The organism is Pseudomonas sp. KH_046_1, from assembly GCF_057839025.1.
The window spans coordinates 651773-674415 of record NZ_CM174481.1 but is presented as its reverse complement, the minus strand read 5'-3'; the positions used below and the strand labels follow the sequence as shown (position 1 = coordinate 674415).

19 protein-coding genes are annotated in these 22643 nt (G+C 60.2%); 9 read left to right on the top strand and 10 right to left on the bottom strand.

Features of this window, described 5'->3' with window-relative positions; translation table 11 throughout:
* Positions 1–4: 4 nt before the first annotated feature.
* From AC3IT9_RS02960 to ureC, 4 genes are all read left to right on the top strand, one after another.
* Positions 5–538, top strand: coding sequence for a GNAT family N-acetyltransferase (locus AC3IT9_RS02960; protein WP_489271978.1), 534 nt, complete (start codon positions 5–7; stop codon positions 536–538).
* Between the two features lie 6 nt (positions 539–544).
* Complete coding sequence (locus AC3IT9_RS02955) at positions 545–1078, top strand: GNAT family N-acetyltransferase (protein WP_489271976.1); 534 nt, start codon at positions 545–547, stop codon at positions 1076–1078.
* Positions 1078–1383: an urease subunit beta gene (locus tag AC3IT9_RS02950; protein ID WP_102669228.1), complete on the top strand. Its 306-nt coding sequence runs from the start codon at positions 1078–1080 to the stop codon at positions 1381–1383. Before AC3IT9_RS02955 ends, AC3IT9_RS02950 begins: the two co-directional genes overlap by 1 nt.
* Before the next feature lie 141 nt (positions 1384–1524).
* Positions 1525–3225, top strand: coding sequence for an urease subunit alpha (gene ureC / locus AC3IT9_RS02945; protein ID WP_150756725.1), 1701 nt, complete (start codon positions 1525–1527; stop codon positions 3223–3225).
* Between the two features lie 66 nt (positions 3226–3291).
* Here ureC and AC3IT9_RS02940 read toward each other — a convergent pair whose 3' ends face one another.
* A complete protein-coding gene (locus AC3IT9_RS02940; RefSeq protein WP_489271974.1) occupies positions 3292–8562 on the bottom strand; it encodes a dermonecrotic toxin domain-containing protein in 5271 nt (1756 codons plus the stop codon).
* A 247-nt stretch (positions 8563–8809) separates the two neighbouring features.
* Between AC3IT9_RS02940 and AC3IT9_RS02935 the strand changes: the two genes are divergently transcribed.
* Positions 8810–9937 carry a sensor histidine kinase gene (locus tag AC3IT9_RS02935; protein ID WP_150756727.1) on the top strand — a complete coding sequence of 376 codons (1128 nt, stop codon included), beginning with the start codon at positions 8810–8812 and terminating at the stop codon, positions 9935–9937.
* A 135-nt stretch (positions 9938–10072) separates the two neighbouring features.
* On the opposite strand, the gene AC3IT9_RS02930 is transcribed toward AC3IT9_RS02935, so the two are convergent.
* Both AC3IT9_RS02930 and AC3IT9_RS02925 read right to left on the bottom strand, forming a co-directional pair.
* Positions 10073–10378, bottom strand: coding sequence for a chaperone modulator CbpM (locus AC3IT9_RS02930; RefSeq protein ID WP_056725368.1), 306 nt, complete (start codon positions 10376–10378; stop codon positions 10073–10075).
* A 27-nt stretch (positions 10379–10405) separates the two neighbouring features.
* Positions 10406–11350: a DnaJ C-terminal domain-containing protein gene (locus tag AC3IT9_RS02925; RefSeq protein ID WP_150727842.1), complete on the bottom strand. Its 945-nt coding sequence runs from the start codon at positions 11348–11350 to the stop codon at positions 10406–10408.
* 296 nt (positions 11351–11646) lie between these two features.
* On the opposite strand from AC3IT9_RS02925, the gene AC3IT9_RS02920 reads away from it, so the two are divergent.
* Positions 11647–12921, top strand: coding sequence for an Hsp70 family protein (locus AC3IT9_RS02920; protein ID WP_053153825.1), 1275 nt, complete (start codon positions 11647–11649; stop codon positions 12919–12921).
* A gap of 123 nt (positions 12922–13044) precedes the next feature.
* Here the strand turns inward: AC3IT9_RS02920 and AC3IT9_RS02915 are convergent, their stop codons facing one another.
* The 3 genes from AC3IT9_RS02915 to AC3IT9_RS02905 form a co-directional block, all read right to left on the bottom strand.
* Entirely contained in the window at positions 13045–14058 is a 1014-nt protein-coding gene (locus tag AC3IT9_RS02915; RefSeq protein WP_150727843.1) for an AI-2E family transporter, read from the bottom strand.
* Between the two features lie 240 nt (positions 14059–14298).
* Complete coding sequence (locus AC3IT9_RS02910) at positions 14299–14604, bottom strand: PsiF family protein (protein ID WP_150727844.1); 306 nt, start codon at positions 14602–14604, stop codon at positions 14299–14301.
* Between the two features lie 64 nt (positions 14605–14668).
* A complete protein-coding gene (locus AC3IT9_RS02905) occupies positions 14669–15463 on the bottom strand; it encodes an AraC family transcriptional regulator (protein ID WP_489271971.1) in 795 nt (264 codons plus the stop codon).
* 98 nt (positions 15464–15561) lie between these two features.
* Here AC3IT9_RS02905 and AC3IT9_RS02900 point away from each other — a divergent pair, with 98 nt between their 5' ends.
* Positions 15562–16449 carry a DMT family transporter gene (locus AC3IT9_RS02900; protein WP_489271969.1) on the top strand — a complete coding sequence of 296 codons (888 nt, stop codon included), beginning with the start codon at positions 15562–15564 and terminating at the stop codon, positions 16447–16449.
* 113 nt (positions 16450–16562) lie between these two features.
* Here AC3IT9_RS02900 and AC3IT9_RS02895 read toward each other — a convergent pair whose 3' ends face one another.
* From AC3IT9_RS02895 to AC3IT9_RS02885, 3 genes are all read right to left on the bottom strand, one after another.
* Entirely contained in the window at positions 16563–17453 is an 891-nt protein-coding gene (locus AC3IT9_RS02895) for a lipase family alpha/beta hydrolase (RefSeq protein ID WP_489271967.1), read from the bottom strand.
* A gap of 107 nt (positions 17454–17560) precedes the next feature.
* Positions 17561–17866, bottom strand: a complete 306-nt coding sequence (locus AC3IT9_RS02890) for a DMT family transporter (protein ID WP_353741994.1) — start codon at positions 17864–17866, stop codon at positions 17561–17563.
* Positions 17867–18505 carry an FMN-dependent NADH-azoreductase gene (locus AC3IT9_RS02885; RefSeq protein ID WP_489271966.1) on the bottom strand — a complete coding sequence of 213 codons (639 nt, stop codon included), beginning with the start codon at positions 18503–18505 and terminating at the stop codon, positions 17867–17869.
* Positions 18506–18614: 109 nt separating this feature from the next.
* On the opposite strand from AC3IT9_RS02885, the gene AC3IT9_RS02880 reads away from it, so the two are divergent.
* Complete coding sequence (locus AC3IT9_RS02880) at positions 18615–19529, top strand: LysR substrate-binding domain-containing protein (protein WP_489271964.1); 915 nt, start codon at positions 18615–18617, stop codon at positions 19527–19529.
* Between the two features lie 136 nt (positions 19530–19665).
* On the opposite strand, the gene AC3IT9_RS02875 is transcribed toward AC3IT9_RS02880, so the two are convergent.
* Positions 19666–21741, bottom strand: a complete 2076-nt coding sequence (locus tag AC3IT9_RS02875; protein ID WP_489271963.1) for an AsmA family protein — start codon at positions 21739–21741, stop codon at positions 19666–19668.
* A gap of 387 nt (positions 21742–22128) precedes the next feature.
* On the opposite strand from AC3IT9_RS02875, the gene AC3IT9_RS02870 reads away from it, so the two are divergent.
* Complete coding sequence (locus tag AC3IT9_RS02870; RefSeq protein ID WP_150727852.1) at positions 22129–22599, top strand: hypothetical protein; 471 nt, start codon at positions 22129–22131, stop codon at positions 22597–22599.
* The last annotated feature ends 44 nt before the right edge of the window (positions 22600–22643 follow it).

Genomic DNA, 22643 nt, shown 5'->3' with positions numbered 1-22643 from the left:
CGCTATGACTTACCACATCCGCGATGCCGTGCCTGCCGATCTGCCAGCCATCCGCGACATCTACAACGACGCGGTGCTCAACACCACGGCGATCTGGAACGAGCAAGCGGTCGACCTCGGCAACCGCCAGGCCTGGTTCAACGCCCGGCAAGCCCAGGCTTATCCGATTCTGGTGATCGTCGATGCCGACAACACGGTGCTCGGGTACGCCTCGTTCGGCGACTGGCGACCCTTCGACGGTTTCCGCCACACCGTCGAGCACTCGGTCTATGTGCGCAGCGACCAGCGCGGCAACGGCCTCGGCCCGCAACTGATGGAAGCGCTGATTGAATGCGCCAAGGGCTGCGACAAGCACGTGATGGTCGCCGCCATCGAAAGCGGTAACGCTGCCTCCATTCGCTTGCATGAGCGCATCGGCTTTATCACCACCGGGCAAATGCCTCAGGTCGGCACCAAATTCGGCCGCTGGCTGGACCTGACTTTCATGCAACTGACCCTCAATCCTGGCGCGCAACCACCCGCCGCCAACAAGGAGTGATCGCCCATGAATCCCGCCCAACTGCGACGCGTCAACGTTGAAAGTTTTGCGCATTATCGCCAGGGCTTGATCGACCTGCTGCTCGATGCCGTCGGTTATGGCGCCAGTGTCGGCTTCATGGCTGACCTCGATACTACCCAGGCCCACGCCTACTTCGACGAGGTCCAGGACAACCTGAACAAGGGCAATGTGTTGCTGTGGGTGGTGGTCAAGGACGAGCAGGTGCAGGCCAGCGTGCAACTGAGTCTGTGCCAGAAAGCCAACGGCCTGAACCGCGCCGAAGTGCAGAAGCTGCTGGTGCGCGAACATGCGCGGCGTCGTGGTCTGGGCCAGCAACTGATGAGTGCCCTGGAGGCGGCCGCCCTGCAGCACAAGCGCGGCATGCTTTACCTCGACACCGAGGCTGGTTCGCCTGCAGAAGCTTTCTACCAATCGCTGGGCTATACCCGCGCCGGTGAAATCCCCGACTACGCCTGCGATCCGAGCGGTCGCTACAAGCCGACCGCGCTGTACTACAAAATTCTCCAAGGAGCCCATTGATGATTCCCGGTGAATACCAGATCCAACCCGGCGAGATCGAACTCAACGTTGGTCGGCGCACCCTTAGCCTCAAGGTGGCCAACAGCGGCGACCGGCCGATCCAGGTCGGCTCGCATTACCACTTTTTCGAAACCAACGACGCGCTGACGTTCGACCGCGCCGCCAGCCGCGGCATGCGTCTGAACATCCCCGCTGGCACGGCGGTGCGCTTCGAGCCGGGACAGAGCCGCGAGGTGGAGTTGGTGGATTTGGCGGGGCATCGCCGGGTGTTCGGCTTTGCCGGGCGGATCATGGGTGACCTCTAAGTAATGCGATGTCCCCACTGACGCCTTCGCGAGCAAGCCCGCTCCCACAGGGGAACGCGATCGAATGTGGGAGCGGGCTTGCTCGCGAATCTGTGAGCGAAGCGAACAGTCTCAAATTCAATTGAATCTCAAGGCGAACGAATGAAGATTTCCCGTCAAGCCTACGCCGACATGTTCGGCCCCACTGTCGGTGACAAGGTGCGCCTGGCCGATACCGAGTTGTGGATCGAAGTGGAACAGGACTTCACCACCTACGGCGAAGAAGTGAAATTCGGGGGCGGCAAAGTCATCCGTGACGGCCAGGGTCAGAGCCAGTTGCTGGCCGCCGAAGTGGTGGACACGCTGATCACCAATGCGCTGATCATCGACCACTGGGGCATCGTCAAGGCCGACGTCGGTCTCAAGGACGGGCGCATCGCGGCGATCGGCAAGGCCGGCAACCCGGACATCCAGCCCAACGTCAACATCGCCATCGGCGCCAGCACCGAAGTCATCGCAGGTGAAGGCATGATTCTCACCGCCGGCGGCATCGACACCCACATCCACTTCATCTGCCCACAGCAGATCGAAGAGGCATTGATGAGCGGCGTCACCACCATGATCGGTGGCGGCACCGGGCCGGCCACCGGCACCAATGCGACCACATGCACCTCCGGGCCGTGGCACCTGGCGCGCATGCTCCAGGCCGCCGATGCCTTCCCGATGAACATCGGCCTGACCGGCAAGGGTAACGCCAGCCTGCCGGAGCCTTTGATCGAACAGGTCAAGGCCGGTGCCATCGGCCTCAAGTTGCATGAGGACTGGGGCACCACGCCGGCGAGCATCGACAACTGCCTGAACGTAGCCGACCGGTTCGACGTGCAGGTGGCAATCCACACCGATACCCTCAACGAATCCGGTTTCGTCGAGACCACCCTAGCCGCCTTCAAGGGCCGCACCATTCACACCTATCACACCGAAGGTGCCGGTGGCGGTCACGCGCCGGACATCATCAAGGCCTGCGGTTTGGCCAACGTGCTGCCCAGCTCCACCAACCCGACCCGGCCGTTCACCCGCAACACCATTGATGAACACCTCGACATGCTGATGGTCTGCCACCACCTCGACCCGAGCATTGCCGAGGATGTGGCCTTCGCCGAAAGCCGCATCCGCCGCGAGACGATTGCCGCCGAAGACATCCTCCACGACCTCGGTGCGTTCTCGATGATCAGCTCCGACAGTCAGGCCATGGGGCGGGTCGGCGAGGTCATCACCCGCACCTGGCAGACCGCCGACAAAATGAAAAAACAACGCGGGCCGCTGCCCGGCGATGGTCAAGGCAACGACAACTTCCGCGCCAAACGCTACATCGCCAAGTACACCATCAACCCGGCGATCACCCACGGCATCAGCCATGAAGTGGGTTCGGTCGAAGTGGGAAAGTGGGCAGACCTGGTGCTCTGGCGCCCGGCGTTTTTTGGCGTGAAGCCGACGCTGATTCTCAAGGGCGGTGCCATCGCGGCCAGCCTGATGGGCGACGCCAATGCCTCGATCCCGACGCCACAACCGGTGCACTACCGCCCGATGTTCGCCAGCTTCGGCGGCTCGCTACATGCCACCAGCATGACCTTCATCAGCCAGGCGGCGCACGATGCAGGCTTGCCCGAAGCGCTAGGTTTGAAGAAAAAAATCGCTGTGGCCAAAGGCTGCCGTGACGTGCAGAAAACCGACCTGATCCACAACGATTACCTGCCGAACATCGACGTCGACCCACAGACTTATCAGGTCAAGGCCGACGGCGTGTTGCTGTGGTGTGAACCGGCGCAAACCTTGCCGATGGCCCAGCGTTACTTCCTGTTCTGAGCCTTCAATTGCCCCACAAGAAAAGGCCTCGCACATTGCGTGTCGAGGCCTTTGTCGTTTCCGTGGTTACTGAGTGGACTCTATCCGCAGTCGGTCCAGTTTGGCCCGTTTCATCGCCTCACGAGTCAGGGTCTTCAGCTGTTGCGTGATCTGCTTGTCGATGTCTTCCAGGATCTGTACATACGCATCGTCGGTCATGAGTTGGCCCTCCGGGAAGTCGCTTTCACTTTTGCCAAGCTCGCCGCAAAACGCCTTGATTTGCGCCTCGATTTGAGCCTTTTCCGCTGCCGTAAGCCGCGCGCCTTCAGCCCTGCGCTGCAACGCCTCCTGCAAGTCAAAGGCAAAGTCGATCTTGCGCTTCAAACCATTCAATTCCTCGCGGTAAGTGGACTCCAGCCAATCTCGCCAAAGCGGTTGCTCGAAGATCCGGTCGATCAGCAGGTCACCTTCCTCCAGCGCCTTGATCCGCTGGAACGCTGCCTCGATCATCTCTTTGCTCACCTTGGCGATCTTGCGGAACTGCATGCCCCGCGCCTGCCACGGCAAATCCAGGCGCTCGGCCAGATCAGTCATGTAAGCCAGGTGCACTTCCACTTCATCGATAGTGCCGGTCACTTCGCCATCGGCGTCGTAGCGGCGGAACCGCTCTCCCTTCGCCAACCGTTCAGACACCCGTTGGCGGGCAATGGCACCGAGCTCATCGAGCCGGGACTTGCCCAGGGCCAGTTCCAGCAACTGTGTTTCGATCAAGTCCGAACGCTCCAGGGCGTAAGCTTCGTGGACCAACACCTGCACGCCCATGGCATTGAACAACTGTGTGCCGCCATCCACGCATTCGGTGGGGGTTGCCGCCTCGTTGAACAGCCTGATGCGCAGTTCACTGTCGCTGGCCATGACTTCGAGCATGCGCCAGACCTTGGTCGTTAGTTCCGTCTGATAGGCGCCGCCAGCCTTGAAGTCGGCGGATTGGGTAAGCTTGCGGATTTCGTTGAAGAACGGCACTGAATCGAATTCATCCTCGACCGCGCTCCAGAATTTCTGTTTTAAATGCCATTGCCGCTCGGTCATGCCCGACGCCCAGTCCTTGCTATCGAATACGCCACGGGGCGGATAAGGACGCTCCGGGTCCATACCGACCGACTCGATGTAAGACTTGAGGATCTCGAGATTCTCTGGCGAGATCCAGTGCGGGGACCGACTGATCACGGTACGCGCCAATAGCACTGCGCGAAATGAACCGGGCGCGACCTCGGGTATCCGGCTGATCGGGTTATTGCTCAGATCAAGACGGAAACTGCGCAGCCGCGGTTGCGAAAACAGCCCGACAGGCCAGCTGTCCAGCCCCGTTTCGCCCAGCGATAGCACCTGCAAATAGGGCATTAGGCTGATGTTCGGAATGAGCCTCAGTGGGTTGCCCTTCAAGTGCAGGAACATCATGCGCGTCAGATTCTTCAGGCGATCGACGGCCAATGCATCCAGTTCAATATTATTGCCGTCAAGAAACAGATGAGTGAGATGAGGCATGTCCTTCACCGCCTGCGGCAGCGCCGTCAGCAGATTGTCTTGCAGATTCAGATAGCGCACCTGGTGAAACGAGTCGAGGAATGACATGTGCTCGCCGCGCAACCGGCCACCGCACAGGCTCAACTCGGTGACATGATCGAAGTTGGCCTCCAGTTTCGGCAGGGTATCCAGAAGCTCGCTCAACTTTGGAATGTTCTCGATCTTCAAGGACTGCGGGTGCTGCACACCCACCGCTTCCATACCTTCGGGCCCGGTGCACTGCCAGCATTGCCTGAGTGCTTTGTAGATATTGTTTCGCGCATGCCACTCCGCCACGCCTGCCGGGCTAAAACGAAAGGACTCCGTCGGCAAGTTCATCCAGCGGCGCATGTCGCGGTTCAACTGATTGAACTCGGCCTCCAGCACCGCCAGGTGCTCATGCACGGTGCGCTCGCCATCATTGAGTTCCAAAAGCAGTGTCTCGATTTCCGCCGGGGTAAAGCCCGGATATAGAGCGTGGGCTCGCCGCCGCAACCCCATGCCGTGCGGAGCTTGCCGGGCGTAACCGGGCATGCCGCCACGCAGGCGCATGCCCTCTGGGTCGTACGCCGGCTTGAAATTCGGGTTGTCCCGCAGGATCGGCTCAAATACATAACGATCCAATGGACGGGCTTTAATTGCCTGCTCAAGTCGCGTCGCCTCGTTGATGCCAAAACCCAGGGCGGTTCGTTGCGTGTCGGGCAAGGCGTGCAGCACCGCGGCATAAAGATTGTCCTTGCCGTGCAGATGTTGATCGCTGTCGTCCCTCGCTTCGTATTTGCCATCCTCATCCAGGATCAGCACTTTGCGGATCGGCGCGTCGACGGGGCCGAGACTGTCGGTCAGCGTTCCTTCGAATGAATATTCACGAATCTCCAGTCGCAGGTCTGCCGGCCAGCCCGGCAGAGCTGCCAGTGAATGCAGCTCCAGGCGCGCAGTATCGGCGTTGTGCAAGGTGTCGAGGTACAGGCCTTCATAGGCTCGCGTTACCCGCAATTGCTCGGCGGCCTTCCGGGCTTGTTCAGCCAGGCGCAGCGGCACGCGTTTTTTTTCGTTCAGGTGTTGCACGTCAGAGGGATGCGCTTCACCCAGCAGTTCTTGCGCCTGGCTTATCGAGATATCTGCAAAGTCGCCCTTGAGCAGGTTTACCAACGAATCGTCTGAACGGGTCCGTCGCTTGTACAACAGGTCGAACAGCTGGCTTTTACGCTGACTCACCTGCCCCGCCCATTGATCGCGCAATGCTTCGGTACGCTTCTGCGCATCACCTGCAAACCATTCGCCAAGCAGTTCGCGAAGCGCTTGTTCATCCAGGAACCCGACCACACGTTCAGGTAGCGCCCCTGCGAGCAGATCGGACCAGGTCATCTGCAACGTATCGGCGGGCACCGCATCGGCGTAACCATCCTTGATCGCGCTGCCTGTCAGGCCAGGTCCCTCGAAGACCTCGATGGCCTTGTCACCGGGCCAGCCGTGCATTTCGGTCATCGACCGCACCGCGTAATCGGCCCACTCAGCGCCGATTCGATTGGCCTGAATCAGTTCCGCACAGGCGCCGGCATCGGCATGGGCCTTGAAACGCTCGAGGGTATCGGTCAGCAGCGCGGGCGGTGTTTCGTGTTCGACGTGAAGCCTTCGCAGGGCATTTTCGTGCACGCCACTGGCGGTCAGAATCTGTTCGAGTGTTTCATCGGAGAGCCCGTCTACAGAAGCACCGAGACGCCTGAGCAATAACCGTTTATCCCATTCAAGCGGTTGGTCGAGTTCGGTTTTCCAGCTACCGGCACCGTTATGCTCCAGCAGCGGCTGATAGGTATCGGCACGGGTCGGGTGCTCCAAACGGTGCTCGCCCGTAACCGGGTCTTGCTTGACCCCATAGCATTTGTCGTCGATCCGCAGCAGATCCTGATCCTGATGTCGGTACAGCCCCTTATCGCTGGCCTGTGCCCCGTCAGGCAGAGCAACCGTTTGTTCATAGGGACCGAGGTCCGGATTCCATAAGCGCGCCTTGCCGCCAACCTCCACCGGCTTGAGGCCTTCGACAAACGGTGAAACCTTGATCGGCGTGACACCCGCGCCCGGGAGCACGTGTCCGGCACCCATGAGCGCGAGTTGCGCGAAGTTGATCAAGACCCCGTTGAAGTAGGCAGAGGCTTCTTCTTTGTCACCCTTGCTCCAGTCCTCGATGCCTTCGACCACCTCGGCGAGCATTTGCGCGACCATGATGCCGAGCATGGCTTCGCCCAGCCCGGGCACCAACATGGCGGCAAAATTGAACACGTTCCAGCCGATTGACAGGTAACTGGTCAGGCGCTTGAAGCGTGCGTTGGCATCCTCGTCGTCGGTCGGGACGGCAATCAGTCGGGCATCGGCAATGGCCTTGTCACGGCGTGCCAAAAACAGTGCCTCCCAAAGATCACCCGCAATCTGATTGGTGATGGGTTCTGCATTGGGATTTTCAACCGCCGTTTCACGCCACCACGGCCTCATGTCGAGCGGTTCGCGCTCATGCCAGGTGAAGGTCGTGAGACGCTCGTTGACCCGGGTGAAAAACTTCCCTTTGTCCTGTTGCGCGACGAAACGGCTGAAAAAGGATTGGTAGTCGGTATTTCTCAGCTGACCCAACAGCTCCTTCATGAACGCGGTCAGCGACGGGTACTCCTTCAAGGGATGGTCGGGATCATCCGGCACATAGGCGATCAATGGGCCGGACAAACGGCTTTGTTGTTGTATGTCGTCCCGGCGCATCAACTCTTCGCTCACGCCCTGAGCGCCATTGGCCAGGAACGCCTGCAACAACTTGAACTGTTCGTAGGCTTTGTCGGGCAACACCGGCAGTCGCTGTGACCACTCACTCCAGAACCTCAATGATTCGGGGGTCAGCTCATCAATCAATTGCTTGATTTTCGAGGGTTCACTCACCGCACTGAAAAGCACGACGCCAGACAATCTGAAACCCATCAGCGACAAACGATGGCAATGCAACGGTTGCTCGTACAGCGTGACGCTGGCCTGGCTGTCACGCACCTTTCTCAGCTGGCCGTAGGCATGACTGGTGATGTCGCCCTTCAACAGAGCAATCAGTGCCGCTACATCGAAGGCGGCCTTTTCACTGGCCACCGAGTTCTGTTGCAAGGTTTGCCGAGCTTCAGGGGTATCAGGCTGCAAGACAGACTTGATGTACCGTTGGTATTGGCCGCCGATGTCGAGACTTCGGCACAACGCTGCAAACGCCGGGAGGGTGATGGCCGGCTCAAGGCTTAGGCTGCCCCTGCTGTCCTTGCGGTAAATGCCGGAGCCATTACGCAATTCGCCCTCACCGGTTTCGTCCTCTTCAAAGTTGTGCAGCGCCGCTTCCAGCAACGTGGATTGGCGGACACGACTGGCCCCGGTATCGATGCCGAAAATGATGGTGCTCGGCACCTCGAGCTGCACGGTGAGTTCGTTGAAGTTCTCGACCGTAGTGAATTTTGACTGCAATGCCGTTTTGAGCAGCGGTTCGGCGAAGGCATTGATGTCGTGCTTCAAGTCGCCCAGGGTCTGATCCAGCACGCCTTGCAAACGCCAGCGCTCATCCATCAACTGCTTGAGGTATTGACGGTCGATTTTCCGCGCGCCGCTATACCACTCGGGCATTTGCGGCTCGAGCGCCAGCAGGGACTTCAACCTCTCCACCGGCGCATTCTTGATGGCGCCGGGGATCACGTCGTTTGCACGACGGTAATGTATCCCGTAACTATCGATGGACACTCCGTCCGGTATTTTCTGTGAGTTGCTTCCATGCAAATCAGACACTTTTGAATCACCTTGATGACAGGAAAAGAACCACCAGCTTATTCACCTGCACCTGAAACAAAAGTCCAAATAGCTGCTTGACCGCCCCCCTGAAATGGCTCTGTGGGATCGAAAATCAGGGAGCCAAAAACATATATCTACCGCCATCGGCATGTCCGCCTGTGCCTCTGCATGAGCGGTCGTGTTTTTTCCGGCAAAGGGACTACTATTCGACTCGCTGCCTCCGGTTCATGCTCAGGTAACTGCCATGCGTCTTTCCGAGTTCATCGTGTTACACGCTGATCGCATCGTCGATGAGTGGGAACTGTTTGCCAAAACCATCACCCCGGCGGCCGAAACCATGGACCGCGTCGCCTTGCGCGACCATGCCCGGTCGATCCTGCTGGCCGCAGCCCGGGATATGTGCAAACCCCAGACTCCTGCCGAACAAGCGGCCAAGGCGCGTGGCGAAGGACCGGAGAAAACCCCTAGCCTCGACGAGGCCGGCGCCAGCCACGGCGAACTGCGCCATACATTGGGTTTTGATCTGGTGCAGATGACCAGTGAATTCCGTCACTTGCGCGCCTGTGTCATCCGCCTTTGGGTCAACAGCCTGCAATCGCCTGACCTGGCCTACTTCCAGGACATGATCCGTTTCAACGAAGCCATCGACGAAGCCCTCGCCGAGTCCACGGCCACGTATGCCGAGCAGGTCAATCGTTCGCGGGACATTTTTCTGGCGATCCTCGGCCATGACCTGCGCGCGCCCCTGCAGGCGGTGAGCATGTCCACCGAGATACTGCTGCGCAAAGCCGCGCTCGAAGGTGATGCGCTCAAGTGCGCGGTCAATATCCTGCGCAGTACCGGGCACCTCGCGGTGATGGTCGGGGACTTGCTGGAACTGGTGCGCAGCCGCCTGGGCAAGCGCCTGCCGATCGAGCCGGCGCCCATGGACCTGGCCGAAGCGGCGCGTGAAGCGATTGCCCGGGCCTGCGCCAGTCAACCGGAATGCAATCCGACCTTGGATGTACAGGGTGACACCCGCGGCAACTGGGACCCACGCCGACTCGATCAGATGCTGCAAAACCTGATCGGCAATGCCTTGCAGCATGGCTCAAGCAAACGCGAGGTGACGCTGTGCCTCGAGGGCGAGGCCGACAGCGTCCGACTGACGGTGCACAACGACGGAGCCCCGATCCCCTGCGATGCGATCCCGACGATTTTCGATCCGCTGGTGCGCAGTGCCAGCGAAGAACTCGGCGAGCCTACTACCAGCCTTGGGTTGGGGTTGTTTATCGTCAAGGAAGTGGTCGATGCTCATGAGGGGACGATTGGAGTCAGCTCCAGCGAGATTGATGGCACGACGTTTACCGTGGTGTTGCCCAGGAAGGTGTGATGGCGCAAGACCGCGTTATCGTTCTTCGCGAGCAGGCTCGCTCCCACAGGGGATTTTGATCACGACACAAACCAATGTGGGAGCGAACCTGCTCGCGATAGCGTCCGAACGGACAGCAAAGAAATACCTGAACGCCTACTCCACCACCAACCGCCCCAATCGCTGCTTGAGCATGCGGTTCTCGGCCCGCAGTTGCTGGACTTCTTCTAACAGGTCCAGCGCCAGGGCGACGCCTTCCCATTCCAGGTCAAGGTCGCGCCGCAGCTTGGCGGCGCGCTTGGCCAGGGTCAGCTCGTAGTCGTTGAAAACCCAGTCCTTGGGCTGAGCACCCTGAGGTTCGAGGATGCCGTGCTCGACGATTTCGATCACGTAGACGTCCGACAGCCCGGCCGCCTCACAGAATTCTGCCATGTCCAGTTGAACGATCAGGGGACTGCTCATAGTCAGTGACTCCTTGGTTCTAAGGGATCAAAAATGCTCTCGCGGGTCGAACGCGGCTTTTTTCGCCAGCTCCTGCCACAGGGCCTTGATGTCATCGTCGGATTTCTTCGGCATCACGGCCTTCAACTGCACGAACAGGTAACCACGCTCACCGGCCTTGTTCATCAGGCCATGGCCCTTGGCACGCATGCGCTGGCCGTTCTGGCTGCCGGCCGGGACCTTGAGGTTGATCTTGCCCGTCAGGGTCGGCACGGCGACTTCAGCGCCCAGCGCCAGCTCCCACGGTGCCAGTGGCAAGGTGATGATCAGGTTCTCGCCTTCGACGTCGAATTTCGGGTGCGGTGCAAAACGGATCGTCAGGTACAGGTCGCCATTGGCCCCGCCACCGACACCCGGAGCGCCCTGCCCCTTGAGGCGAATGCGCTCGCCATCGCTCACACCGGCCGGAATCTTCACGTTCAGGCTTTTGCTGGTGTTGCTCACATGCTGGCCAGCCGCGTTGTACTGCGGCACCTGGAAGGTGACCTTCTTCGATTCGGTCGACAGTGTTTCCTCAAGAAAAACCCCAAGTTCCATTTCCACGTCTTGCCCTCGACGTCCGGTACTGCGACGCGATTGTCCACCATCAAAGCCTGGCCCACGGTTGCCGAAGATCGAACTGAAGAAGTCCGAGAAATCGCCCGTGTCCTGGCCACCGCCACCGAAACCGCCACGGCTTTGCCAGCCTGGTGGTCCCTGGAACGGTTGGCCATGCTGGCCATAGCGGCGCAAATCATCGTACTCGGCGCGCTTGTCGGCGCTTTTCAGTGCTTCATAAGCTTCCGAGGCGTCCTTGAACCGGGACTCTGCGTCCTTTTCCTTGCTGACGTCGGGGTGGTATTTACGCGCAAGCTTGCGATAGGCGGCCTTGATCGCCTTGTCGTCTGCGGTCGGTTCCACACCGAGAATCTTGTAATAGTCTTTGAAGTCCATCGCGGGAATCACCATCCGTTATCAAATCGCGTCACGGGCCACAGCATGCGCTTGTTTGCAGCCATTGGTCTGACCGATCTCAAGTTTGTGACCGGGCGGCGCGGCAGAAGTTTATCGGCAGCCGGCGGGGCTTCTTGCAAGCACTCCCGCGGTTGTCCGGTTGATGCAGGGTAGTTTGGGGGTGATGGTTCGTCTTTCAAGGATCATCAGGCGAGATTTAGCAGATAACCGGCCTTCGAATCTGGCGCGCTCTGACATACACTGCGCGGCCGTTTTTTAACCGGAACCTGAAAGACATGAACAACGCATCTCCAGCCCGTGCCTTGGGTATCGACTTTGGCACGTCCAACTCCACTGTCGGCTGGCTGCGCCCCGGCGTGGAAACGCTGATCGCGCTGGAGGACGACAAGATCACCCTGCCGTCAGTGGTCTTCTTCAATATCGAAGAGCGCCGCCCGGTGTACGGCCGGCTGGCGCTGCACGAGTACCTGGAAGGCTACGAAGGCCGCCTGATGCGCTCGCTCAAGAGCCTGCTGGGTTCCAAGCTGATCAAGCACGACACCAGCGTCCTAGGCACGGCGATGCCGTTCAAGGACCTGCTCGGGCTGTTCATCGGCCAGCTCAAGAGCCGCGCCGAAGCGGCCGCCGGTCGGGAATTCGAAGAAGTGGTGCTGGGTCGTCCGGTGTTTTTTGTCGACGATGACCCGATGGCCGACAAGGAAGCCGAAGACACCCTGGTCGACGTGGCACGCAAGATCGGCTTCAAGGAAGTCTCGTTCCAGTACGAGCCGATTGCCGCTGCGTTCGACTACGAGTCGACCATCGAGAAAGAAGAGCTGGTACTGATCGTCGACATCGGCGGTGGTACATCCGACTTCTCGCTGGTGCGCCTGTCGCCGGAGCGTCGGGGCGTGGATAACCGCCACGAGGACATCCTCGCCACTGGCGGTGTGCACATCGGCGGAACCGACTTTGACAAACAGCTCAGCCTGCAAGGCCTGATGCCGCTGTTCGGCTACGGCAGCCGCATGAAGAGCGGCGCTTACATGCCGACCAGTCACCACATGAACCTGGCGACCTGGCACACCATCAACTCGGTGTACTCGCAGAAATCGCAACTGGCCCTGGGCAGCATGCGCTACGACATTGAAGACACCGGCGGTATCGACCGTCTGTTCAAGCTGATCGAACAGCGCGCCGGGCACTGGCTGGCGATGGAAGTGGAAGAAACCAAGATCCAGCTGACCCACGCCGAGAGTCGCCACGTGCCGCTGGACCGCATCGAAGCCGGTTTGAGCGTGGAGCTGAGCCGGGCTCTGTTCGAGTCGGCCATCGACAACCTGCTTGAACGCGTGCGCAACAGCGTCACCCAACTGCTGGCAGACGCCGATGTGCGGGTCGATCAGGTCGATACGGTGTTCTTCACCGGTGGTTCGAGCGGGATTCCGGCGCTGCGCAACAGTGTTTCGGCGATGTTGCCGAATGCGCGGCATGTGGAAGGGAATATCTTTGGCAGTATCGGTAGCGGTCTGGCGATCGAGGCTGCGAAGCGCTACGGCTCGATGGACTGATCCAAAACCGAGGCGCCTCCATCGCGAGCAGGCTCGCTCCCACATTGACCTGCGAACACAGGACTATTGTGGGAGCGAGCCTGCTCGCGATGGGGGCCTGCCAGACAACAGATGTCTACCTGATCAAACCATCCCCACCTGCTTCAACTCGCTCTTCAGGTACGCATAGTAAATCGGCCCCGCCACCACCCCCGGCAGGCCGAACGCGGCCTCGAACACCAGCATCGCCAGCAGCAACTCCCACGACTTGGCACTGATCTGCCCGCCGACGATGCGCGCGTTGAGGAAGTATTCGAGCTTGTGGATAACAATCAGGTAACCCAGCGCCGCCACAGCGACCCAGATCGACAACGACAAACCGACGATGGTAATCAGGGTGTTCGACATCAGGTTGCCGATCACTGGCAACAGGCCGAGCAGGAACGTCAGCACGATCAGGGTTTTGGTCAGCGGCAGCTTGATACCGAACATCGGCAGCACCACCGCCAGGAAAATCCCGGTGAAGACAGTGTTGAGCAGGGAAATCTTGATCTGGGCGAACACGATGTTGCGAAACGCCTGGACCAGCAGGCTCAGGCGTTCGAACAGCGCCGCAGCCAACGGTTTGCGCTTGGTCAGGTCCGGCACACGCTGCAAGGCAATGATCGCACCCAGCACCATGCCGATCAGCAAGGTCACGAACATGTGCGCCGCATCCTTGCCCACCAGTTGCAAATCACTGAGGTGTTTGCTGACCCACTCGCCAATCGCCACGCGGAACTCCGCAGCACTGGCCGGCAGGTAGGCGTCGATGAACGGTGGCAATTGCCCGCGTGCGCGGTCGACCACCCCCATGAACTTGTCGAGGGAAGCACCGGGGTTTTCCGCCTCGTGCAGCAGGAAGCTGAAGGCACCGGCAAAGATCAGCGACAGCACGCTGACAATCAGAGTCCCCAGCAACGCCACCGCCAGCCAGCGCGCGCGCCGGCCTTCGATCAGCCGTTGCAGTTGCGGGGTGAGCATGTTGACCAGTTCGAACACCAGCAACCCGGCGAGCAGGCTGGGCAGCAATCGCAGTGGCAGGACCAGCAGCAGCCCACCAAAAATGATGACCCAGCTGATGACCAGCAAGACTTGACGCTGAGAAAACGTTGGCATACAGCCTCAAAAACGAACGGCGTAAAAAGGATTGGCAGTCTGCCAGCGATCCGGTGCGAGCACTAGGGATTGTGTGGGGCGACCTTAGTGGGGTGGTCAGGATTTTTTGCAGTGCCTTTTGCGGCCTCTTCGCGAGCAGGCTCGCTCCCACCTTTGTCCTGTGTGCTCAGTCCCAATGTAGGAGCGAGCCTGCTCGCGATGGGGTCCTCACAGCTCCCACATTTTTCAGCCCTGTGTTTATTACTTCTTCAGGCACTCGCTCATGAACGCCTTGCGCTCATCACCCTTGAGGGCTTTGGTGGCGGCGTCGGCGTTGCAGGTCTTCATCTTTTCTTGCTGTGGGGTCAGGACCTTAGCGGCATCGTTTGCCGCCGGAGTAGCCTTCAGGCAGGTGCTCATGAAGACTTTGCGCTCGTCGCCCTTGAGACTTTTAGCCGTAGCGTCGGCATTGCAGGTAGTCATCTTTTCCTGTTGGGCTGTAGCAGCAAAGCCTTGGGAACAGAGCAGCAAACCGATCATCAACAAAGGGACACGCATCATCTTCATGGTGTTTTCTCCTGGTCGCCACACCGAGGGGCGCGGCCTTGTACTGGAGTGTAGACAACCCCTGTTACACCTTCCTGTTCTCCAGATGGCTGCGCCGATACTGCTCCGGCGTACACCCGGCCTGGCGCTGGAACATCGCGATAAACGCCGAGCCGGTGCTGTAGCCCATGTCGAAGGCGATTTCCTGAATGCTGCGCGGGCTATCCAGCGCTTCGATCGCCGCCAGAAAACGCAGGCGCTGGCGCCACTCACCGAAACTCATGCCCAGTTCCCGCACGAACTGCCGCGCCAGGGTGCGCTCACTGACATGGATGCGTGCAGCCCATTCCGACAGGGGCCGGTTATCCCCAGGCTCGCCCTGCAACGCTTCGAGAATCCCGAGCAATCCGGGGCTGCTGGCATAGGGCAGGTAGCACTCGTGCACCGGGGCGTGTTGCAACTGGTCCACCAATACCTGGGCCAGACGCTGATCGGCGGCCTGTTCGGGGATTTTCACGTCCCGGGCGGCGAAGTCCTTGAGGATTGCCTTGAGAATGTCGCTGATGGCCAGGGTGCAGGCTCGCGGCGGCAGATCGGCGCAGACCTTGGGTGCCAGGCACACGGCGCGGTAGTTGACCGGTTGGTGGCTGTAGAAACTGTGCTCGATCTGCGGCGGTACCCACACCGCGTATTGCGGTGGCGACATGAAACGGCTGCCCTCGACGTCCATGTGCAGCACGCCGTGGGCGGCGTATTCCAGCGTCCCCCAGGGATGTCGATGGGGCGCAGCGTATTCGTGGGCGTCGAAATCGGCATAGCGAAAGTACACCGCCGATGGCAGTTCGCTGAAATCCAGCAGGTCGATGTGTTTACTGCTCATGCTGTCCGTCATCAGGGGCCGGTTGTCTGGATCGAAGTATAGGCTTGCATCCAGACAAGCGGATAATTGCCCTTCATTAACGTTCTGGTTTTTTCCCGATGCAATACGCTTATCCCCTGCTGGCCATTTTTATCTGGGCCGGCAACACCGTGATCACCAAAATGTCGGCCGGGGCGATCTTCCCCGCCGAGATCGGTTTCTACCGCTGGCTACTGGCCGGGTTGCTGTTCACGCCCTTCATGCTCAAACCGGTGCTCGCCCATTGGCCGCTGATCCGCCCGAAACTGGGCAAGATCTTTGTTCTCGGTGTTCTCGGCATGGCGGTCTATCAAAGCCTGGCGTACTTCGCCGCGAGCCTGACCTCGGCCACCAACATGGGCATCATCCTGTCGCTGATGCCGCTGATGTCGCTCGCCATGGCGATCATCAGCCTCGGCCAGCGCCTGACCATGGGTGCCTTGGCCGGTGCAGTGCTGTCATTCGCCGGTGTCCTGGTGGTGGTGTCGTCCGGCAGCCTTGGCGCATTGCTCGAACACGGGGTCAACCTGGGTGACGCGATGATGCTGGTCGCCACCCTGGCCTACGCGGTCTACAGCACCCTGTTGAAAAAATGGCAACTGAAACTGCCGCCGCTGGTGCTCCTGTATTTGCAGGTGCTGGTGGCCGTGGTGGTGCTGTTTCCGTTGTTCCTCGCCTCACCGAAAGTCGGCCCGACCCTGCAGAACATTCCGCTGGTGCTGTACGCCTGCCTGCTGGCTTCGATGGTCGCGCCGCTGGCGTGGATGCAGGCCGTGCTGCGTTTGGGGCCGAGCCGGACCACGCAGTTTTTCAATTTGCTGCCGTTGATTACCGCATTGATTGCGGCAGTGGTGTTGCATGAGCAACTGGCGCTGTATCACCTGGTGGGCGGGGTGTTGACCCTGGGTGGGGTGATTGTTTCCGAGCGTTGGACGACGGTGTTGGGTCGTAAGGTCAGTGTTGCCTGATCCGGCGCCTTCGCGAGCAGGCTCGCTCCCACAGGTGTAGTGTCCAACCCGTCTGTTGCGGACGACCGAAAACCTGTGGGAGCGAGCTTGCTCGCGATGAACGATAACCCGGTCTAAAGCCCTGCCGCATTCAGCCGCGCCGCATGCTCGACAAACAACCGGATCGGCTCGGCCCCCTTGCCCACCAACCCCAGCGACTGGTTGACGATATCGAAGTGATCCAGCGGATATTCGTCACCAATCACCGTGCCCAGGTGCGAGCTGTAGCGCCCGACCAAGCCGTCGCAATGCCCGGCTTCGCGGACGAAGGCTTTAGCGAACAGCCGACAGCTGCGGTTGGTACCGTCCAGCAGATTGCGCCCTCGATCCGTTATGCCCGGTTGCAAGGTGCCAGACCAGGAGTAATAACGCACGCCATTGACCTCCTCCGGCCCGTGACCACCCCAGGTTTCAGGCAAACCCTGTGGATAACGCTGGTTGAACAGCGCCACGCCAGCGCTGGTGAGGGCGTGATGGGACGCATGGATATCCACCGGCAATTTCGGCCCGCGGTAACCGGTATCCAGCCACCCCATCAGCACCCCGACCATCCGCAGCAAAAAGCTCAGCAGACGACCACGTACGCTGTCATGGGGATAATGCTCGTGCAGGTAATCGGCGAGTTCCGAGCCGTGGTTCGGCCCCGCCACCGAGGTCACCGATGCCACCAGGTCCGGGCGTTTGGCCGCTGCATAACGGGCGGTCAGTGAGCCCTGGCTATGGCCGATCAGGTTGACCTTGGCGGCCCCGGTTTCCCGCAGGATTTCGTCGATACGCACAAGCAATTGCTCGCCGCGCACTTCGTTCGAATTAAGCGGTGAGACCTGCACGGCAAACACCACCGCACCACCCCGGCGCAACGCCTCGACGATCCCGTACCAGTACGGATAAAGCACCAACCGGATGAACCCGAGCATTCCCGGGACCAACACCAGCGGGTAGCGCGGGGCAGAACCTTGCGACATGGGCGGACATCCTTGTGGTCGGGCGGTGACGCAAGGCGGGATGCAAGACATCCGCCAAGCTACACCTGCGAAGATGACAACTCGACGACAAGTCTATGTCATCCGCCCTACTTCAACCCCGCCACACCTGCCACGATCAGCCCGACCGAGACCAGCTTGATCACGGTCAGGCTTTCACCCAGCAACGCGAAACCGAGAAACACCGTGCCCAGCGAACCGATGGCGGTCCAGATCGGGTACGCGATACTCACCGGTAACTCGCGCATGGCCAGGGTCAGGAAGTAGATCCCGCCCACAGCGGCCACCACGGTGACCAGCGAAGGCCAGAGCCGGGTGAAGCCCTCGGCGTACTTCATGCCCATGGCGAAGGTGACTTCGAACCCGGCGGCGACCAGCAGAAACAGCCAGGCCATCTAGAACTCCCCGGCCAGCGCCAACAAGCGCTGCTCAGCCTCGGCGGCAGAGATTTCAAAGCTGCGCTCGGCGGACTCTTCGCCCTCGGCAGCCACCACGGTGACATCCGTGATGCCGATGAATCCGAGCACCGTGCGCAGTAGCATATCGGCATGGTTCATGGCTTCCAGCTCGCCTCCCGGGCCAAAACCGAAGCCGCCACGGCTGGTGATGATCAGGGCTTTTTTGCCCTGCACCAAGGGTTGGTACTGGGCTACGCCATTGTCCAGGGTGTGATCGAAGGTCAACCCTACTCGCACGATCTGATCGATCCAGGCCTTGAGGCCGCTGGGTACGCTGAAGTTGTGCATCGGCGTGGAAATCAGCAACACATCATGGCCAAGCAGTTCGCCGACCAGTTCGTCGCTGAGCGCCAGGTCGGCCTGCATCGACAGTGGCCGAGCATGGGGCTCGGGGTAAAACGCGGCGGCCACGAATGCCTCGTTGACCGGCGGTATCAGCGCCCGACCGACTTCGCGTCGGGTCAACTGTGAGTGTGGATGACGGGCCTGCCAGGCCGACAGAAACACTTCGGCCAAACGCCGGGAGTGCGAACGGTCACCACGGGGGCTGGCGTGAACAGCAAGAATTTTACTCATCTGTCTCTCCTCAGGGCTAAACTCAAACGGCTTGTGGCTTGCAGCTTGAAGCTCACAGCTGCTCTCATTCAAATGAGTAGAAATCAGTCTGGATGAATCCATTTCATCCATGGAGTGTTCAATGTTTGCCTCGTTGCCGTTGACCGCCCTGCGGGCCTTTGAATCCGCCTCACGCCTGTTGAGCTTCAAGGCCGCCGCCGAAGAACTGTCCGTCACCCCGACGGCGGTGTCCCACCAGATCCGCTCCCTGGAGAGCTGGCTCGGCGTGCCATTGTTCGAGCGCCTGCCACGTCGGGTGCGCCTGACCGAATGCGGCGAACGGCTGTTCCAGAGCCTGCACGGGGCTTTTCTGGAAGTCGCGCAAAGCGTCGATACCCTGCGCCCGCAACGCAGCGGCGCCAGCCTGACGGTCTCCACCACCGCTGCCTTCGCCGCGCTGTGGCTGGTGCCACGGCTGGGACGCTTCTACGCCCGGCACCCGAACATCAACGTGCGCCTCGATACCCACTGCGAAGTCATCGATCTGCATCAGGACGCCAGTGTCGATCTGGTGCTGCGCTACAGCCTCGACGATTACCCCAACCTGTATGGGTTGTGCCTGTTCGACGAATCCTTCGGCGTCTACGGTTCGCCCGAACAAGTGACCCTGGCGTCGAGTCGCCCCCCAACACTGATCAGCGTGCGTTGGCACAACTCCAAACTCTATGCCCACGGCTGGGAGGCCTGGTGCGCGCAATCCGGCGAAACCTGGCTGAGCGACCGGCCAGCGGTGCGCGAATACGACGAAGAGCATTACGCCCTGCAAGCGGCAATTGCCGGGCAAGGTCTGGTGTTGGCAAGCAATATCCTGGTGTCGGAAAGCGTGGCCAGTGGTCTGCTGTTGCCGTACCGGGGAGAAATCCAGGTCGATGGCGCCGGCTACAGCGCACTGTGCGTGCCGGGACGCGAACGTCATCCACCGGTTCGGGCGTTTTTTGCGTGGCTGCGTGAAGAGGCGTTGGTGTCGGGACATGCTTTGGCATAAGCAACCAAATGCAGTGCCTGCAAAACTGCCATCGCGAGCAAGCTCGCTCCCACAATGATCTGTAAACGCAGGACCAATGTGGGCGCGAGCCTGCTCCGGGCGGCGCTCCGACGATGGGGCCGTCACTGGCACCCGATTACTTGGCTGACTTGACGGTGACAGGCGCCTTGCCCGCCTTCATCTGCTCCAGCAACGGCGCGCACTGGTTCGTCTCGCCGCCGCTTGGCGCCACCAGCGCCAGCAACCCTGCCGCCGGTGCGGCGATCACGCCCAGCGCCACCATCCCGGCTCCGCGCAACATCAGCGGCACGGCCTTGACCCCGGCATCGGGCTTGATGAATTTGCCGCGCACATACAGCGGCGAGCGTAATGAAATCAGGCGCCAGCCCTTGGATTCCGGGGTGATGGTCAGGTCCAGTTGTTCGGTCGCCATGTTCGCCGTGCCATCGATGTAAACAATGGCGTTCTCGGTGTCGAACACAAACAGGCGGGTACTCGCCAGGCCGGACTGGATGCCGAAGTCGGCGGCGGCGCAGTTGATCTTCACTTCCTTGTCGCCAAAGATCTTGCCAACCACGTAGTTGCCGACGTTCAGGCCTGCCAGTTCCATCAATTCGCGACTGATGGCGCCATCGTTGATCAGCATTTTCAGATTGCCATTGGCGCTGCCCAGCAGTTTGGCCACCGAATTGCCGCGCCCGCTGAGATCAGCGTCGCCGTTGATTTCACCGAAACTGGTTTTCATCGGCTCAAAGCCTGGGAACAACTGCTTGAGCTTGAAGCCTCGCGCCGTGAGTCTGGCTTGGCCTTCCAGTGGATCGGTGTGGCCGTTCAGGCGAATCTGCGCATCCAGCTTGCCGCCGGCCACGCCGAAGCGCAGTGGCTCGAGGCTGAGCACGCCATCGGTGAGCACCAGATGGGTATAGAGGTCGTTGAACGGCAGTTTTTCGCTGTGCACGATGCGCTTGCCGGTGAACTCGACATCGGCGTCCATATCACGCCAGCGATCGGTCTTGAACTCTTCGACCGGCAGCACTTTGTCCGCCGGTTGTTTGCTGTCACCGCCTCGGGCCTTCTGTTGTGCGTTGGAGTCGGCACCAATCAGCGGTGCCAGGTCAGCGAACAGCAATTGATTGGACAACAGCGAGCCGCTGAGTTTTGGCCGTGGCTGGCTGGCCACGTAAGTCAGATTGCCATGGATGTCGCTTTCGCCGATCTTGCCGTTGAATTCCTCATAGCGGAACACCGCGCCTCCCGCCTCGTGCAACTTGGCGACCAGGTGGCCGTCAGTGGCATAGGGTGGTGTATCCGGCAGGATCACGCCGGTCAGCGGGTAGAGGTTGCCCAGGCTGGTGCCAGCCAGTTTCAGGCGCAGATCCAGGGCGCCGAGATTCAGCGGATCGGTCAGGGTGCCGGCCAGTTCAACGCTCGTATCGGCAATTTTCACCTGTGCCTGGAGCGGAAACGGCCGTGCCGCATCCTGCAGCGCCAACAGCCCGCCAATCTTGCCCTGACCCGCGAGTTTCTGGCCGTGGTACTGGCCGTTGACCTTGAGCGCGAACGCATAATCCTGGGGGGACGAGCCCTTTTCCTGAGCGGCTTTCGCCGCTTTGTCGCCGACGATATCGCTGAACGGAATCGGTTTGCCCAATGGATCGATCAGCACGTCGAGTTGAGTCTTCAGGTTCTGGTCGTCGAGGGTGACGCGGCCCTTATCAAAGCCGATCGCGCCGATATCCACCACCCAGCTCGAGGGCTCGGCGTTCGGGTCTTGCGGGTCGAATTTGAAAGTCCAGTTGGCGCGCCCGTCAGCCAGGCGTTGCAGTTGGGCATTCGGCTCGGTGAGATCGATACGCGGGATCACTACCCGCTGCGCCAGCAATGCCAGGGGTGAAATACGCAGTTCCACCCGCTTGAGGGTGACCATCTGCGGTTGTTTCGACCAGTCAGGATTGCCCAGGCTCAAGTCTTCGGCCACCACATGAGGCCACGGTACCCAGGCGCGCCAGCCGCCTTCATCAGGCTCGAGCTGCCAGACCACCGACAGATTGCCGTTGATGGCGAAAGCGCGGTGCAGCTCTTCGGAAACTTTGGCGTTGAGCGGCGCTTTGATCCGGTTCCAGTCGAAGAACACGATGATCAGCACCAGCACCATCAACAAGGTAAGAAAAGTGGAAAGGGTCCAGACAAACGTTTTTTGAGTGCGCGTCATTGCACAAGGCTCCTGATACGACTGAGCGCCCCGACTGCGACGCACATGTGAAACGGTGAGCCGCAAGCGACCCGCCATGAAATCTACGACTGATAAAAAACCGGCAGGTTTAATCGATAGACCGATTTCGCCGAATCCGCCCAGTCCAATACTGACCAGCCAGTCGACCGGCGTTACCGGCCCTGCACTTTTGCACGTCAAAGGTGGGTCGAAAATACCCACTTCGGTGCAAGACTGCTCGCCGGAAACGCCCGGCCTAGAGCCTCCGCAGCAAACAATCAATTCCGTTGATTATTACCATTGCGTTTATGAACTTTCATATCGACTTATCGAGAGTAGCATTGCTCTCGTACCCACTTATTCGCACCCCCACGGAGCAAAACAATCATGAAACGCCAACTACTGCTTAGCCTTACACTCTCGATGCTGGCCAGCACTGCTTTTGCCCTGCCAGCGGCTGACCAGGCCACTCCACAAGTGAAACAGAACCACTCGGTGTTCAGCCAGACCGTCGCCGCCGATGGCTCCGACCGTACCCCACAAGGCCAGACCCTTGCCGAAGGTGGTAATGATCGTCTGAAAGAAAAAGGCCTGATCACTCAGGATGGCTCGGACCGCACCCCACAAGGCCAGACCCTCGCCGCAGATGGTTCGGATCGTACTCCACAAGGCCAAACCCTGGCTGCTGATGGCTCCGACCGTACTCCACAAGGCCAAACCCTCGCTGCTGATGGTTCCGACCGTACTCCACAAGGCCAGACCCTCGCTGCCGACGGTTCGGATCGCACTCCACAAGGTCAAACCCTCGCTGAAGGCGGTGGTGACCGTGTAATCGAACGCAACAGCGACCTGAGCTAAGCCTCATGGCCGCCTTGAGAAAAAGCCCAATCACCGGATTGGGC

Coding starts and splice junctions, on each gene's coding strand:
- AC3IT9_RS02960 (WP_489271978.1), top strand. CDS start 5: ATGACTTACCACATCCGCGATGCCGTGCCTGCCGATCTGCCAGCCATC.
- AC3IT9_RS02955 (WP_489271976.1), top strand. CDS start 545: ATGAATCCCGCCCAACTGCGACGCGTCAACGTTGAAAGTTTTGCGCAT.
- AC3IT9_RS02950 (WP_102669228.1), top strand. CDS start 1,078: ATGATTCCCGGTGAATACCAGATCCAACCCGGCGAGATCGAACTCAAC.
- ureC (WP_150756725.1), top strand. CDS start 1,525: ATGAAGATTTCCCGTCAAGCCTACGCCGACATGTTCGGCCCCACTGTC.
- AC3IT9_RS02935 (WP_150756727.1), top strand. CDS start 8,810: ATGCGTCTTTCCGAGTTCATCGTGTTACACGCTGATCGCATCGTCGAT.
- AC3IT9_RS02930 (WP_056725368.1), bottom strand. CDS start 10,378: ATGAGCAGTCCCCTGATCGTTCAACTGGACATGGCAGAATTCTGTGAG.
- AC3IT9_RS02925 (WP_150727842.1), bottom strand. CDS start 11,350: ATGGACTTCAAAGACTATTACAAGATTCTCGGTGTGGAACCGACCGCA.
- AC3IT9_RS02920 (WP_053153825.1), top strand. CDS start 11,647: ATGAACAACGCATCTCCAGCCCGTGCCTTGGGTATCGACTTTGGCACG.
- AC3IT9_RS02915 (WP_150727843.1), bottom strand. CDS start 14,058: ATGCCAACGTTTTCTCAGCGTCAAGTCTTGCTGGTCATCAGCTGGGTC.
- AC3IT9_RS02910 (WP_150727844.1), bottom strand. CDS start 14,604: ATGAAGATGATGCGTGTCCCTTTGTTGATGATCGGTTTGCTGCTCTGT.
- AC3IT9_RS02905 (WP_489271971.1), bottom strand. CDS start 15,463: ATGAGCAGTAAACACATCGACCTGCTGGATTTCAGCGAACTGCCATCG.
- AC3IT9_RS02900 (WP_489271969.1), top strand. CDS start 15,562: ATGCAATACGCTTATCCCCTGCTGGCCATTTTTATCTGGGCCGGCAAC.
- AC3IT9_RS02895 (WP_489271967.1), bottom strand. CDS start 17,453: ATGTCGCAAGGTTCTGCCCCGCGCTACCCGCTGGTGTTGGTCCCGGGA.
- AC3IT9_RS02890 (WP_353741994.1), bottom strand. CDS start 17,866: ATGGCCTGGCTGTTTCTGCTGGTCGCCGCCGGGTTCGAAGTCACCTTC.
- AC3IT9_RS02885 (WP_489271966.1), bottom strand. CDS start 18,505: ATGAGTAAAATTCTTGCTGTTCACGCCAGCCCCCGTGGTGACCGTTCG.
- AC3IT9_RS02880 (WP_489271964.1), top strand. CDS start 18,615: ATGGAGTGTTCAATGTTTGCCTCGTTGCCGTTGACCGCCCTGCGGGCC.
- AC3IT9_RS02875 (WP_489271963.1), bottom strand. CDS start 21,741: ATGACGCGCACTCAAAAAACGTTTGTCTGGACCCTTTCCACTTTTCTT.
- AC3IT9_RS02870 (WP_150727852.1), top strand. CDS start 22,129: ATGAAACGCCAACTACTGCTTAGCCTTACACTCTCGATGCTGGCCAGC.